Source organism: Nitrosomonadales bacterium, assembly GCA_016716325.1.
Taxonomy (GTDB): domain Bacteria; phylum Pseudomonadota; class Gammaproteobacteria; order Burkholderiales; family Gallionellaceae; genus Gallionella.
Genome location: JADJWO010000004.1, coordinates 12,449 through 27,788 on the forward strand (window position 1 = coordinate 12,449; position 15,340 = coordinate 27,788).

6 protein-coding genes and 3 pseudogenes are annotated in these 15,340 nt (G+C 58.1%); 7 read left to right on the plus strand and 2 right to left on the minus strand.

The features are described 5' to 3' along the window. The first annotated feature begins 125 nt into the window (after nt 1-125). The 5 genes and pseudogenes from IPM27_11880 to IPM27_11900 all read left to right on the plus strand — a co-directional run bounded on the left by IPM27_11880 (nt 126) and on the right by IPM27_11900 (nt 11,846). On the plus strand, nt 126-6,866 hold the full coding sequence (locus IPM27_11880) for an S-layer family protein (GenBank protein MBK9162215.1): 6,741 nt from the start codon (nt 126-128) through the stop codon (nt 6,864-6,866). A gap of 41 nt (nt 6,867-6,907) precedes the next feature. Further along, nucleotides 6,908-7,501 (plus strand): hypothetical protein, encoded by a 594-nt coding sequence (locus IPM27_11885; protein MBK9162216.1) that lies wholly within the window; start codon nt 6,908-6,910, stop codon nt 7,499-7,501. 50 nt (nt 7,502-7,551) lie between these two features. Then, nucleotides 7,552-7,785: a hypothetical protein gene (locus IPM27_11890; GenBank protein MBK9162217.1), complete on the plus strand. Its 234-nt coding sequence runs from the start codon at nt 7,552-7,554 to the stop codon at nt 7,783-7,785. A gap of 11 nt (nt 7,786-7,796) precedes the next feature. Continuing rightward, complete coding sequence (locus IPM27_11895) at nt 7,797-9,740, plus strand: TolC family outer membrane protein (GenBank protein ID MBK9162218.1); 1,944 nt, start codon at nt 7,797-7,799, stop codon at nt 9,738-9,740. Nucleotides 9,741-9,947: 207 nt separating this feature from the next. Further along, nucleotides 9,948-11,846 (plus strand): annotated as a pseudogene (locus tag IPM27_11900) (SurA N-terminal domain-containing protein). 80 nt (nt 11,847-11,926) lie between these two features. On the opposite strand, the pseudogene IPM27_11905 reads toward IPM27_11900, so the two are convergent. After that, nucleotides 11,927-13,252, minus strand: a pseudogene (locus IPM27_11905) (hypothetical protein). A gap of 255 nt (nt 13,253-13,507) precedes the next feature. Here IPM27_11905 and ccmA point away from each other — a divergent pair. Both ccmA and ccmB read left to right on the plus strand, forming a co-directional pair. Further along, nucleotides 13,508-14,122 (plus strand): cytochrome c biogenesis heme-transporting ATPase CcmA, encoded by a 615-nt coding sequence (ccmA, locus tag IPM27_11910; GenBank protein ID MBK9162219.1) that lies wholly within the window; start codon nt 13,508-13,510, stop codon nt 14,120-14,122. Between the two features lie 28 nt (nt 14,123-14,150). Beyond that, a pseudogene (gene ccmB, locus IPM27_11915) lies at nt 14,151-14,832 on the plus strand (heme exporter protein CcmB). Nucleotides 14,833-15,089: 257 nt separating this feature from the next. Here ccmB and IPM27_11920 read toward each other — a convergent pair. Further along, a partial coding sequence (locus IPM27_11920) for a hypothetical protein (protein MBK9162220.1) occupies nt 15,090-15,340 on the minus strand: 251 nt, incomplete at its 5' end.

Consider the following 15,340-nt stretch of genomic DNA (forward strand, 5'->3'; position numbering starts at 1 on the left):
GACTTCGGTTACCTGGAGAGGGAGGGGGGGGGGGGGGGGCGGCGCCGGCGGGCGACCCCAGCACCCCCCGCGGGGGCGGGGGGGGGGGGGGGGGGGGGGTTGCGCCCGTCACGCCAAGCCCCGGCATGGTTACGCTGAATGGGACAGTGAGTTCCAATGGTGGCAACCTCAACTTTTACAAGGCCACCACATTGGCGCATGCCACCCCCATTTCCACGACCCCGCTCACCGCAGTGGCGGCGGGTAATGTGACTTTCCATCAGGGAGTGACGCTTGCCGCACCGACCTATGGTGTGACTATCGGCACACAGGGCGCGTCCAGCGGCGGTTTTTATACTGCAGCAGGCGGAAATGTTGATTTCATGGGTTCGATTGATTCGGGCACACCGACCGCCTTACCACCATGGCCGCAAGGATTGACGATAGATACTTCGGGAACCGCGGCTGGCAGCATCACGCTGGGTTCGCTGGCGACGGATACGATCGGCACACTTGCTGCGCCGCTCAGAAAGCTGACGCTGATCGGACCGACCAGCACCACCCTGAATGCGGGCGAGATCGACATCCAGTCCACTTCCGGTGACGTGCTGGTCGCGACTTCCACGCTGGGTACCCCGAAGTTGGTGCTGGTTGCGCCAGACACCGTCATCAATGTGACCGGAGGCACCCTGTCCGGTGTGACGGGATATGCCAACTACAAGCAGGATACATTCGACATCGGCGTTCTGGATGATGCAGTGTCGCGCACCCTGACCATCAACTCCGATCGTTCGATCAAGATAACCAACCATAGCATCGATGGCACCAAGGCGACCGGCAGTGGCACGCTGGATGTCACGCTCAACCCGTTCAAGGGTAACCTGGCTGCGGCTACGGGTGGTGCGGTGATCCTTGATACCAGCACGATCAAGAGCAATGGCGGTTTCATCAAGCTGGGTGGTCCGACCACGAACCTGACGGATTATGCCGTTGGCTATGGTGCAGATGACCAGGGGATATACGATGGCATACGCCTGACCAACAGCAAGCTGCTGTCTTCCGGGGGCGCTATCACCCTGCAAGCCAAGGCACCCACCACCACGTCGGCCGGAGCAGGCGTCAAACTCACCGGTGCACTGACGGACATCAATGCGGGTGCGGGGAACCTGACAATAACAGGCCTGGTGACGGGCGAAACAACGGCCGGCAACAAGGATGCCGTCATTCTCGGCGAAGGCGGTGCATCCCGTGTCACGCTGCAAACTACCACGGGCAATATTTCCATAACCGGAGACGCCAATAGCGGCGGGTGGTCCAATCCCACCGGCGGTTCCCGTTATGACGGCGTGATCTTGTCTTCTCGCGCCCTGGTTCAAACTGGCTCGGGCAACATTGATATCGTGGGCAATGGCGGCGGTGGCGACTATGTCTACATCACGGAAAACCACGGGATCAAGCTTGAGGATACAGATACCAGTGTCGTTTCCAGTACTGGCAACATCACCCTGACGGGTACCACGGGCGGCAAGACGAGTGCTACCCAGGGCGAGAACAGCTTCGGCATCTACTCCAGGGGTAATACCATGTATCTCGGTGCCGCCGCAGCCGGCAGTGCCACCGGTATTCTGACGTTGAACGCCGACACCATGGAGTTCGTGAATTCTTCCGCATATCACCTGAATGCGGCGAGTAGTGGCGAGTTGCGCATCCAGCCGCTGACAGCTGGTCGCAATGTCGCTTTCATCAATGCCGCGTTGCCTGCAGTCGACCAACTGTATCTGGGTAATGACTGGTTCAACGGCACCAGTTTCGCAATTTTCCGGCCGGGCTTCGGCGGCACAGGCTATGGTACGCCGGCAAGCGGGGCCACAGGTTCCATTACCATCGGTCGAGCCGACGCGACGGGCATCATGACCGTCACCGATGCAACCACCATTCGTGACAACACCACCCTGCTGATGGGCGGACTCGGCGGCAAGATCGCCATCAATGGTCCGCTCACCGTGCAGGGAAGCGGCGCACCGACTGCGCGTACACTGACGCTTGATACCAACGCCGGTGCGACAGCTGCCGGAACGATTGCGGCAGATGCCCTGCAATTGCTGGGCAGCGGGGATTACGTGTTGACGGGAACCAATCTGCTTAACACCATCGCTGCAAATATCACCGGCAGGCTGGTGCTCAACAATGGCCAGGCTTTGAGCGTGGGAGCGACATCGAATGAAAGCCTGGGTGGGGTCACCTCGATCACCGGCATCACCACCGCCGGCGGCAATGACATCTCGTTGATCACCGGTACAGGTGACCTGACTCTGAATCAGTCTGTTACTGCGGGCGGCGTCGCCGCAGTCAGCCTTGGGGCGACCAATGGTGCCGTCAAGGAAACTGTTGGTGCGGCGATAGTATCCGCAGACAAGCTTTATGTGACCTCGCTCAATTCCTCATTGCTGAATAACAGCAATGTAGTCAATACGCTGGCGGGTAACATCACCGGATTGACCCAGGGGCTCGAATTCAAGAACAGCCAGGCGCTGGTGATCGGCCAGGTTCCCGTAACGCCGCTTACGGCGAACATCGACGGCACGGTGACGACGGGGGCGGTCGTCAATAACAACGGTATCACTGCCAGCGGCACGGCTGCTATTCAGTTGCCCATCGGTGACCTCACGCAAACCCAGGATGTCACAGTCGGCGGCCTGCAATTGGCGCTGACCAACGGTTCGGTGAATCTGTCCAATACGACCAACGACATCGGTACTTTGGCGGCCAACCTGGTGGCTGCGGGCACGACTCTTACGGTAAAGGACAAGAATGCGCTGACGGTGGGTGCGCTGACCAGCAGCGGTGATGCAGGTTCGATCATCGGTGCGACAACGGGCATCACCACCAACGTGGGCAATGTCACGCTCTCCGCAGCCAATGTTGCCGCAGGGGACTTGACGCTGGATCAGTACATCAATACGGGGGCCGGAGTGACTACCGCCGACCTGAGTTCGGTGAACGGCGCAATTGTCGAGAATGCTGCTGTTCCCACAGCCATCGTGACGGCGGACAGCCTGCTGCTGACAGCAAAGAACACCTCCCTGTTGAACAACCAGAACGCGGTCAACACGCTTGCAGCGAACATCACCGGTAATGCACAGGGCTTGGATTTCGCGAATGGCAAGGCGCTGGTCGTCGGGTTGGTGAATGGCGTAAGCGGTCTGACGATCGGGGGGGTAGGAAGCCGGGGTAATGTCCTGCTTGACACCAGCGGCGCCGCTGCGACCGGCGCAACCATCACCCAGACCGATGCCATCACTGCCGCGGGCCTACTGTTACATAGTCGGGGTGATGTGACGCTCACCCTGGCAACGAATGACATCGTGGCTCTGGCTGCGAACACAAGCGCCACTGACGTAGCGGGCTACAACCTGAGCTATCGTGATGCCAATGATTTCGCAGTGGGGTCGCTTGCACCCAATGCCGGAGGAACTGCCACGGCGGGGATTACTGCGGGCGGTATCGCGGACGGGAAAACGGTCAAACTGGAGTCGAGCACTGGCGCGATCACTCAGAGCGCCGCTTCGCCCATCACAACGCAGGACGTCAATCTGACGGCAGCTACCGGGGCAACACTGGATGAGGCGACCAACGATGTCGCGACATTGTCCGGACGGGTGAGCGGGGCAGGCCAGTTCGTCTTTTCCGACAAGAATGCGTTGAGCATCGGGACGGTGGCGGACATTGCGGCAACGCCGGTTGCCGGGGTGCAAACTGTCAATGGGCAGATTCGCCTGTCCGCCTCAAAGGATGTTGGCTCGACAACGGGTGACCTGGCATTGACGCAGGATGTCATCGCTGGAAGCATAACCCCATCCACCATGGCTCTTGAGGCGTTGAAAGGGGCTGTCACTGAAACTGTGAACGTCAACTTGACGGCAGCAAGCTTGCTTGTCAATGCCCAGAACACAACGGCGCTTGAAAATACGGTTGCCACAGGTGGCAAACACTCGATCGGAACGCTGGCGGCCAATGTGACCGGCTCGCTTGCGGGCACCGGGGCAGCGGCGCATTTCAGCTTCCGCAACGACCAGGCACTGACAGTGGGCAGTGTGACCGGGCAGGATACGGTGATTCCCACGAACGGCGTTACAACCGCAGACGGTAATATCCAGTTGGCCACCCTGGCGGATAGTTTGATATCTGAAGGTATTACCATCAGCCAGAACGTATCGGCGGGGAATAGCGGCAATGTTGATATCCGCGCAGGTGGGGCGACGGCGGGGGATATCGCGGTAAATGGCGGCACGATCCAGTCCGGCAATGGAACCGGCACCGGCACAGTACAGTTGGTGGCCGGTCGTAACATCTCGACGAGCACGTTGAACGGCGCGACGGACGAGATCGTGACGGGCGGCGACGCTTTGCTGATTGCGGGCGGCGCGATAGGCATTGACGGCAGTCGTATCGAGACGAGCGTCGTCGGCAATCTGGCAGCGGAATCTGCCGGAGCGCAATGGCTGCGTCAGACGGCGGGCAACCTGACGGTAGGCGCGGTGACGGCGCTGAATACAGGGGTGACATTTGGCGGGGCTGCGGCGAACAAGGCGGGTCTGGCGACGACTCTGGGCAGCAACGCTGCGATCAATGTGAATGCGGCGGCGGGCGCGCTGACGGTGACGAGCGACATCAGTGCTGACGGTAGCGGAACGGTGGACGTGAGGACTGGCGGTGCGAACGCGGTTGCGATCAACGGAGCGACGCTGAGGAGCGGCACGGGGCAGGTACAGGTGATCGCGGGCGGCGACATCACGACGAGCACGTTGAACGGCGTGACGGACGAGATCGCGACGACGGGGAACGCATTGCTGGTATCCGGCGGCATGATCGGAGCTGACGGCAGTCGCATCGAGAGCAATGGTGTGGCGACGCTGGCGGCGGAATCCGTGGGTGCGCAATGGCTGCGTCAGACAGTGGGCAACCTGACGGTGGGCGCGGTGACGGCGCTGGCGCCGACGGACAACGCGGTGGACAACGCGGCGGCGAACAAGGCGGGTCTGGCGACGACTCTGGGCAGCAACGCTGCGATCAATGTGAATGCGGCGGCGGGCGCGCTGACGGTGACGAGCGACATCAGTGCTGACGGTAGCGGCACGGTGGACGTGAGGACTGGCGGCGTGAACGCGGTTGCGATCAACGGAGCGACGCTGAGGAGCGGCACGGGGCAGGTACAGGTGATCGCGGGCGGCGACATCACGACGAGCACGTTGAACGGCGTGACGGACGAGATCGCGACGACGGGGAATGCATTGCTGGTATCCGGCGGCATGATCGGAGCTGACGGCAGTCGCATCGAGAGCAATGGTGTGGCGACGCTGGCGGCGGAATCCGTGGGTGCGCAATGGCTGCGTCAGACGGCGGGCAACCTGACGGTAGGTGCGGTGACGGCGCTGGCGCCGACGGACAACGCGGTGGACAACGCGGCGGCGAACAAGGCGGGTCTGGCGACGACTCTGGGCAGCAACGCTGCGATCAATGTGAATGCGGCGGCGGGCGCGCTGACGGTGACGAGCGACATCAGTGCTGACGGTAGCGGCACGGTGGACGTGAGGACTGGCGGCGTGAACGCGGTTGCGATCAACGGAGCGACGCTGAGGAGCGGCACGGGGCAGGTACAGGTGATCGCGGGCGGCGACATCACGACGAGCACGTTGAACGGCGTGACGGACGAGATCGCGACGACGGGGAATGCATTGCTGGTATCCGGCGGCATGATCGGAGCTGACGGCAGTCGCATCGAGAGCAATGGTGTGGCGACGCTGGCGGCGGAATCCGTGGGTGCGCAATGGCTGCGTCAGACGGCGGGCAACCTGACGGTAGGTGCGGTGACGGCGCTGGCGCCGACGGACAACGCGGTGGACAACGCGGCGGCGAACAAGGCGGGTCTGGCGACGACTCTGGGCAGCAACGCTGCGATCAATGTGAATGCGGCGGCGGGCGCGCTGACGGTGACGAGCGACATCAGTGCTGACGGTAGCGGCACGGTGGACGTGAGGACGGGCGGCGTGAACGCGGTTGCGATCAACGGAGCGACGCTGAGGAGCGGCACGGGGCAGGTACAGGTGATCGCGGGCGGCGACATCACGACGAGCACGTTGAACGGCGTGACGGACGAGATCGCGACGACGGGGAATGCATTGCTGGTATCCGGCGGTGCGATCGGTGCTGCCGGCAACCTCATCGAGACCAATGGCGTTCTGACGCTGGCGGCTCAATCGCCTGGCATGCAGTGGCTGAGTCAGACTGCGGGCAACCTGACGGTGGGTGCGGTGACGGCACTCGCCCCGCTTGACGATGCGGTGGATAACGCGGCGTTGAGCAAGGCAGGTCTGGTGACGACGAACAGCGATATTTTTGTCGGAACCGTTAATGGCGGACTGGCGGTGACGCAAGCGATCAATCCGGGCGCGGCGAATGTGACTTTACAAACGCGTGGGGTCGGCTCGACACTCAGCCTGGCCGCGAATGTGGCGGCCAATATTCTGACTCTGGATGCCGGGTTGGATATCTCCCAGACGGCCGGAATCCTGACCGCATCCAGCGCGGAAGTGCTGGCAGCAGGGAACGCCAGCCTGACCAGTAATACCAATGACCTGGTAAATCTGGCGGCGAACGTTACAGGTAATTTCGCTTATTACGATGCGAATGATCTGACCATTGCTGTGGTAGGCGTGACTACGGGTGTAGATGCCGGTACCGTGTGGATACGCGATGGTCGAGACCTGTTCCTGAATGCGCCCGTGATTGGCAGGTCTGCCGGCAATGCCGTCGTGCTGGCCGCCACGCGCCAGTTCTGGAACACCGCCGGAGCAAATGCTGTTTCTGCTCCGCCGGGCGCTGGCTGATTTACGACGACAATCCGGCTCTTGAGAATCGCCTTGGTGGTTTGACTTACAGCTTCCTGCGTTTGGGTACCACATACGATGGCTATCCACCTGCAAGCGTCAGCGAGAGCGGGAATGGCTACCTGACTACGGCGCAGCAGTACATACCGCTGCAAATGGCCAGGCCGATTGGAGGAGCGCCGACTGTGGCTTCTTCCTCATCCTCCGGCAATTCATCAACCTCGATAATGCTGGCTTCCTTCACCTCGCCTCTTACCTTGAGCGATGTCGGCGGGCAGGTTGCCGGAATGAGAGAGGCGCTCAGTGTGTCTGTAAACGATGTCGTGATTGACTTGCCCGGTTCCACGACTGCGACTTCGTCGGCATTGACGCCACTGGTGGTTCAAGTTACGCCAGAGCGTTCCTTCGAGAGTTCTTTTGCTTCCTTTGTCCGGCAAGAACAGATGGTGGTGGACTTGGGGATGGATGATGGCGCGCCGATGCCATCCTGGCTGAAGCTGGATGCAGACAAGAAGTCGGTCCGCGGAGTGATGCCTGCAGGAATCGGGGATGGGGTACAGGTTCTGGTAACGTTGCGGAATTCCAGCACTGGGGAAGAAGGCAAGTTGCTCCTGAAAATTATTCAGCGTAATTGATGACAATGAAAAAAAATCGTGTCGTAAACCGTTTTACAGGATGCACTCTGGTGTTGGCTCTTGCCATGGTCTTTCCGGCATGGGGGGGTGATTTCGATACATTCAGACTGGAAACCCGTGGCGATGACGAGGTCCTGCGTTTGATGCTGGACGTGAAGGCCGGAGTGCTCCATGACGCCAGATTCGATGCCAGCGGCAAGGGATTCGTCATAGACCTCAAGAGTTCGGATCGGGAACAACTGGAAAAATACTGCGTGAGCATCCTCCCGCGCATCCACTGGTGAAAGGCATCAGGATGAGGCCGCATGGAGATACGGCGACTTATCTGACGGTTGATCTTGCTAAACCCATGGATGTGCTGGATGAGACGGTGGTGGCGACTGGCGATGACATGTCGCAATGGGAAATCGTGATGTCGCCACACTCGGAGGCGCCGGCACCGGGGTTACCGGACGGCGTGGCGGTGATCGAAGCCAAGGAAGAGGAAGGATTGGTAGACCTGGCTTTCCTCAGCAAACAGAAGCTCGACACCGAAGTCTCGGTGAAACATGACCCGGAATCCGTGGTGATAGATATCCGTGGCATGAACCCCAAACAGGTGGAACAGGCTGTGGCAGAGTTTGTGAGCTTTACACCTCTGGTGACGCGGGCGCGCCTGAGCAAGGCGGGCAGGAACGTTGCGCGGGTGGTATTTGATCTGGCCGAGGAAGTTTCAGTGGTTGCCCAAAGTGCGGAGGGAGGTACGGGGGGCGAGAACTTGTGGGTGACCATAGGCACGCGGCGGCAAGTGGCGGCATACAAACAGGCGAAGGAAGCGGCCATGGCCGGTTTGCCTTCCGATCTCGATCTTAGGTTGAGAAAGGAAGTGCTTGAACTCAGCGGCAGCATTCCTCCCTTCGCGCTCAATCCGGTTGCACTGGACAAGGCTACGACAGGTCAAGAGGAGTCGGGATTGGCGGGCTCGTCCACAAGGCAGTACGGGTTGCTGGCGTTATTCGATCGAGCTGTGGAGGCCGATCCCAAGTACTTGGCAGCGAAGGCGGAATACAAGGCCAACCTGGAGGCATCCCCGCAGGCCATAGCCGCTTACCTGCCAACCGCAACCTATGATTACCAAAGATCGAGTGCGCAGCAGAACGTGAAGCAGTCCTCCAATCCGGTCTATGCCCTGGGAAAACAGTCCTACTCTTCAGTGACCCACACGCTGACTATCACTCAGCCGATCATCAAGCCACAGGCTTTTGCCAAGATCAGCCAGGCAAAAGTGTCGGAGGAACAGGCTAAAGTGAACCTGCTGGCGGCCGAGCAGGATCTGATCGTGCGTTTGTCCAGCGCGTACCTAGGGTTGGCCGCAGCCCGCGACAGTCTGACCTTGTCCAAGGCCGAGCGCGAAACGATTGCGAAGCAACATGAATTGGCTCAGGCGCGCCTGAAGAACGGTATGGGTACGCTTGTAGATGTGAGCGATACTGCGGGGCGTCTGGCGTTGTCCGAAGCCAAGGAAATAGACGCGCAGAACAAGCTTGACGATGCGCGACTGGCGATCAAGGAGATCGTCGGATTTGAAGCTGAGGCATTGCCCAGATTCCGGACAAATTTTGATGCCCGGCCGCCGTTGCCGGCAAAGGTGGAATCGTGGGTGGTTGCGGCACTGGATCAGAATCTGGCGTTGCAGTCACGCGCCATGGCAGTGGAGATAGCGGCTATCGAAATAAACGGCCAGCGTGCGGGGTACTTGCCGACACTTAATCTGGTGGGAACTTCCACAGCACAGGATTCGGGAGGCTCCCTGTATGGGGGGGGCAGCAAGGTCAATACAAACGATATCTCGTTCAAGTTGAATTTCCCGCTGTTTGAGGGAGGGAGAACCAACTCTCTGGTGCGGGAAGCGGTTGCGCGCAAAGAAAAGAGTGAGCAGGAGCGCAATCAGGAATACCGGCATACCGAACGTCTGGCGCGCTCGTCCTTCCTGAATGTGACGGCTGGCGCAAAGAGCATAGAGGCCTTGAGAAAAATGGTGATCGCACAGGAAAGCGTGCTGCAGAGCAAGGTCAAGGGATTTCATTACGGGATTTACACGATAGTTGCGGTAGTGGATGCCTATCGTTTGTACTATGCCGCGAAGCGGGATTATTTCCAGGTGCGTTACGACTATCTCGCGAACCGTCTGAAACTCAAGCAGGCGGTCGGAGCGTTGAGCCGCAAGGATCTCGAAGATATCAACCGGCTTTTCTACTAATCTTTCCCCGGTAATATATAATGCGCGTGTTGCAGCTTGGCGGTGCGCAAATTTTGTGAGACTTTGAGCAAAGTAAACAAAATCAGCTCTGGTTTTCAAACAGTTTTGCTTGGTAGGTGGAGTGTCCTTGCGCTCCGCCAAACAAAGGCGAACGAAAGTTCGCCTTTTTTATCTGTTGTTTCTTGAATAATTTCAGGTGTCATCGTTATGTTCGATTTTGTCCATGAGAAAAAGCGGCTGGTGCAGATAGTTCTGGCGGTAATCATCCTCCCGTTTGCATTCTGGGGCGTGGATTCATACAACAAATCCAGCAATGCAGTCGTAGAAGCTGCCAATGTGAACGGTTCGAAAATCACCCTGCAGGAATTTGAAACTGCGTTGCGGCAGCAGCAAAACAATTTGCGCCAGATGTTGGGGCCGAATTTCGACGCGAAGATGCTCGACAATCCGGAAATAAAGACAGCCGTTCTGGATAATCTGGTCGCGCAACGTTTGCTGGTTGAGCGTGCCAAGGCTGCCGGCTTGACGGTGACCGATGACCAGGTGGCGCAGGTGATTGGCAGTATAGAAGCATTTCAGGAGAACGGAAGCTTCGACAATAAGCGCTATGAATCCGCTCTGGCCGAGCAGTCTATGTCGCCCCCTGATGTTCGAGGCTCGCTTGCGTGATGATCTGCTCGCTCAGCAGGTGCGCGGCGCCTACTTGCAAAATGGTTTTGCTTCAAATGCCGTGGCGGATAATCTCGCACGGTTGAACGAACAACGACGCCTGATCAGTGTGGCATACATATCCTTGCAGCCTTTTATGGCGCAGGCAAAGGTGGATGAGGCTGCACTGAAGAAATATTACGAGTCGAATCCGAAAAAGTTTCAACTGCAAGAGCAGGCCAGGGTCGAGTATGTGAAGTTCTCAATGCCTGATTTGATGGCGAAAGTTGATGTCAGCGCCGAAGATGCGCGCAAATACTACGCTGAACATCAAAGCGATTTTGGCAGCGCTGAGCAGCGTCAGGCTGCACATATCCTGATTGCCGTACCGCTTGCCGCCGCCCAAGCTGAACAGGACGTAGCAAAGCCAATGCCGAGAAACTGCTGCAACAAGTCAGGCAGGCTCCGGACAAGTTTGCCGATCTGGCCAAGCAACATTCTCAGGATCCTGGCTCGGCGGGCAACGGTGGTGACCTTGGGTTTTTCGGACGCGGTATGATGGTCAAGCAATTTGACGAGGCTGTCTTTGCGCTTAAGCAAGGCGAGATCAGCGGTCTGGTCAGATCGGACTTCGGTTATCACATTGTCAAGTTGATTGCAGTGCGCCCATCGCGTGCGTTGCCATTTGACGAGGTGCGTGAAAGTATCGTGAATAAATTGCGCCAGCAAAAAGGGGGCGACAAGTTCGCAGAATTGGCGGAAGCCTTCAGCAATACCGTTTATGAGCAAAGCGACACATTGAAACCTGCTGCGGAGCTTGTCGGTGCAGATATCATGCAAAGCGGCTGGCTGGCGAGCGGTATGGCAGGCGAGGAGCCTTGGACAGAGAAGATGTTGCAGGCGATTTTCAGCGAAGATGTGCTGAAGCATGAGCGTAATACAGCGGCTATCGAGGTGTCTCCGGATACGCTGGTTGCAGCGAGGATACTTGAATATAAACCAGCTACTGTGCGCGCCTTCGCTGAAGTGCGGGATACGATCCATCAGGAGCTGTTGCGTCAGCAGGCAATCGAGCTTGCCGGCAAGCAGGGCAAGGCCGTTCTGGAGCAATTGCAACACGGAGAACAAACTGCATTAGACTGGAGCAAAGCGCAGGAAATTACGCGCGCACAACACGGCGACCTGGATGTTGATCTGGTACGGCAGATATTCCAGGCCAACGCAGCCAAACTTCCCGGGTTTGTCGGGGCGGAAGCAGCGCAGGGCGGTTATCTGCTGGTGCGTATTGCGGCTGTCAAGGACGGGGAGAAGCCCGATGAATTGAAGCGCAGCCGTTACGTGCAGCAATTGCGCCAGATGACCGGAGAAGAGATGTTCCGGGCGTACATGGCTGATGTCCGACAGCAGTCGACAATCAAGACGAATCTTCCCGAGACAGTGACGGACGTGGAACCCTGAACTTCCCGTTTTCCCGGGTATGAAAATGACAACGCCACATTTTATGTGGCGTTGTCGATTGCGGCAGTGAACAGGGATTGCTATGTTGCTTGCTTGCAGTGATTCTCGACAAGCTGCTTTGCGATGATGTCGTGATTCAGCCAGATGACCGGGGCCGCAGGTTCGGAAGTTTCATAGAACATTAATGGTCCCGTTCCTTCCAGCACCAGAGCACTCAGAAGATCGGTCACCAGAACCTTGCGGTCCTTGTGCATCTGGGTGATCCCGTCCGAGGTGCCTATCATCAGATCGGCCAACTCCCTGTTGTTGTCCATCGGCCAAGCCTCGAAATTGCGGAAGCCTGTCATGACATCGCTTGCATTGTAGGCATCGATCTTTTGCAGCAGACCCTCCAGCGTAGAGCTTTCCTGCAGCAGTTCTCGGCAAGTCTGCCATTGCGCTTCGGCCCATTCTCCGCCATTTTCGCGCTTCAATGCATTGAGTAGCGGAAACAATGAAAGCTCCACACCGACGAATATGTCGGAAGAGTTGGTGCGTATTTCCGGGCAGTTATATACCGTTGCCCTGATGCCGTTAGCCCAGGCAGCCTCTGCGATACGTTCGAGAAGCATCTTGGCGTAGCCTTGGGTGTAGTTGGTGTAGGTCTGCCACTGGTAGCCGCCATCGATCAGTATTTCGGTGCCATGGTAACCATACGCCGTGTAGCGTACCTGACCGCCGGTTTTTTCCAGCCGCGTCCGTATTGCGGAACTACCCTCGATCAAATGCTGGAAGGTATTGGCGGTAACCTCGTCGAAGTTCATCAGGATCAGCTTGCCGAGGTCACTGTCCAGCAAGGCTCGCGAAGACATGAAGCGATCTCCTGGCCCTTATAGATGCGGTTTGCGATGGCCAGAAACACCTTTACCTTGGGGATGCCGCCTGCCATGGTGTGGGCGAAGAATACATTGCTGCCGTCCGCAATCATGCCGTCCAGCTCGGCCATCACCTTTGCGACAGAATCCTTGAAGCGTTTCACGCCGGCTTCGCGACACTTTTCGATATGTTGCCAGTCGAGTTTGTCCTCCTGCCAGCTTTTCAGGGTCATGTTGCCAAGCAGATCGGTGGGAGTGGCTTCGCCTGCAGGCGCATCCAGATCGAATCCTGCCATCAGCGGGACATTGATGATGCGCCCGCCGAGATTGGTTTCGGCCAAAGCCAGTTCTTCGCCGGTCAGCGGACGCAAGGCGTTGTTCTCGTCGCGTCGACCTACGGTTATGCCGATGAGTGTCATGCCCGACTTGCGGGCTTCGTCAACCAGGCCATTGGCATACCCCCGGCCGAACAACTCGCCAAAAAGTACAAAACATCACCCTTCCGAAAATATTTTTCTTCGGGATATCCCTTAACGAAACTCGTGAAGTCATAAAACCAGCCTTTCAGCTTTAACGAACAATTAAAAAGTATTCCGCTAATGATAGCCTGATTTGGCTTCTAACCAAACTGAATGAGAACTCATGCTGGCGCGGATGGGTCGAAAACGGTAATGTCGATCGCACTTCCAGTAATTTCCCGATCGTTCCAAAAGCTTGCTGATGGTGTGGGAATCGGGCCGCGCGGTAGGCTTTTCCGGGAGCCATCGTATATAATCCCGCGCTGTGAAATAACCGGGTTATCCCTCCATGCTGGAAATCAGCAATCTTGCCTGCAGTCGTGGCGATCACCGCCTGTTTTCCGGATTAAGCTTTACGCTTCATCCCGGGCAGATCATGCAAGTGCAGGGTGCGAACGGCAGCGGCAAGACCAGTTTGCTGCGCACGTTGTGCGGCTTCATGACGCCGGATGAGGGGGATATTGTCTGGGATGGCGAGAATATCCGTGAGCTGGATGAGGATTATTACGCGCAAATGCTGTACCTCGGGCACCTGAATGCCATCAAGGATGAATTGAGCGCGCTGGAGAACTTGCATATTTCGGCTGGACTATCCGGCATCGAGCTTGATGAAAGAGAAGTGATCACTGCTTTGCGCCGCATGGGTTTGCGCGGTCGTGAAATGTTGCCTACCAAGGTGCTTTCGCAAGGCCAGAGACGGCGCGTTGCGCTGGCGCGCTTGCTGGTGAGCGATGCCCGACTGTGGGTGCTGGATGAACCATTGGCCGCACTGGATGTCGGAGCAGTGTCCTTGATCCAGGAATTGATCGCGGAGCACCTGACTGGCCACGGGATGGTGATTTTTACTACCCATCAGCCCTTGCAGGTGGCGGGAATGGATATGCGCAGTCTGTCGCTGTCATGAGGATGCGCAGCATGGAAGTCATGGCGGCATGAAAAAATCGACGATGCTCGGCCTGTTGGTGTTGGTGGTACGCCGCGATCTGGTACTGGCGATGCGCCGCCGCGCAGATGTGCTTACCACGCTGATCTTCTTCGTGATGGTGGTCAGCCTGTTTCCGCTGGGTGTCGGGCCGGAGATGGAGATGCTGCGCAAAATGGCTCCCGGTGTGTTGTGGGTCGCTGCACTGCTATCTTCGATGTTGTCGCTGGGGCGGCTGTTTTCCGCCGACTATCTTGACGGCACGCTGGAACAGATGATGCTGGCGCCGCAGTCGCTATCGATGCTGGTGTTGGGCAAGATAACCGCGCACTGGATGGTGTCCGGCCTGCCGCTGGTGCTGATGGCTCCGGTGCTGGGACTGCAGTTCGATATGTCGGCGCAGGCAATTGGTGTGCTGATCGTCGGGTTGTTATTGGGACACCGATCCTCAGCATGATCGGCGCGATCGGCGCAGCCCTGACGTTGGGTTTGCGCGGCGGCGGCGTACTGTTATCGCTGCTGGTGTTGCCGCTGTGCATTCCGGTGCTGATCTTTGGCACCGGAGCGGTTGAGGCGGTTTCAAGCGGACTGAACACGACGCCGCACCTGTCCTTGTTGGGTGCGTTACTGGTATTGGCGCTGGTATTCACCCTTGGGTGAGTGCGCAGGCGTTGCGAATTTCGATGGAGTAATGACTTTGGCAATAAACTGGTTCAAATATTCAGCACCTACGACCTTTTACGGCTTGGCCGGAAAAATGATTCCGTGGTTCGCGGTTTCTGCTGCGATTCTGTCTGCGGTTGGCCTGTATATCGGTTTTGCGGTCGCGCCGACGGATTATCAGTTAAAGGCGAGTTTTACCGCATCATCTTCATCCACGTTCCTGCGTCCATCCTGTCCATGTTCCTGTACTTGATCATGGCGGGCTACGCCGCACTGGGGCTGATCTTCAATACCGCTTGTCGGCGATGATGTAACCGCGATCGCGCCGACCGGTGCGCTGTTCGCCTTCATCGCTGTGGACCGGTGCGTTGTGGGGCAAGCCGATGTGGGGTGCATGGTGGGTGTGGGATGCGCGCCTGACGTCGAACTGATCCTGTTGTTCCTGTATCTGAGGTTCATTTCGCTGCACGCCTCCATCGATGATCCGCGCCGCGCCGACCGGGCCGCTGCGCTGCTGGTATCGTGGGTTCGGTGAAT

What these genes read in the sequence shown, in the direction of transcription:
- IPM27_11895 (MBK9162218.1), top strand. Translation starts at nt 7,797, where the DNA reads ATGAGGCCGCATGGAGATACGGCGACTTATCTGACGGTTGATCTTGCT.
- ccmA (MBK9162219.1), top strand. Translation starts at nt 13,508, where the DNA reads ATGCTGGAAATCAGCAATCTTGCCTGCAGTCGTGGCGATCACCGCCTG.
- IPM27_11880 (MBK9162215.1), top strand. Translation starts at nt 126, where the DNA reads ATGGTTACGCTGAATGGGACAGTGAGTTCCAATGGTGGCAACCTCAAC.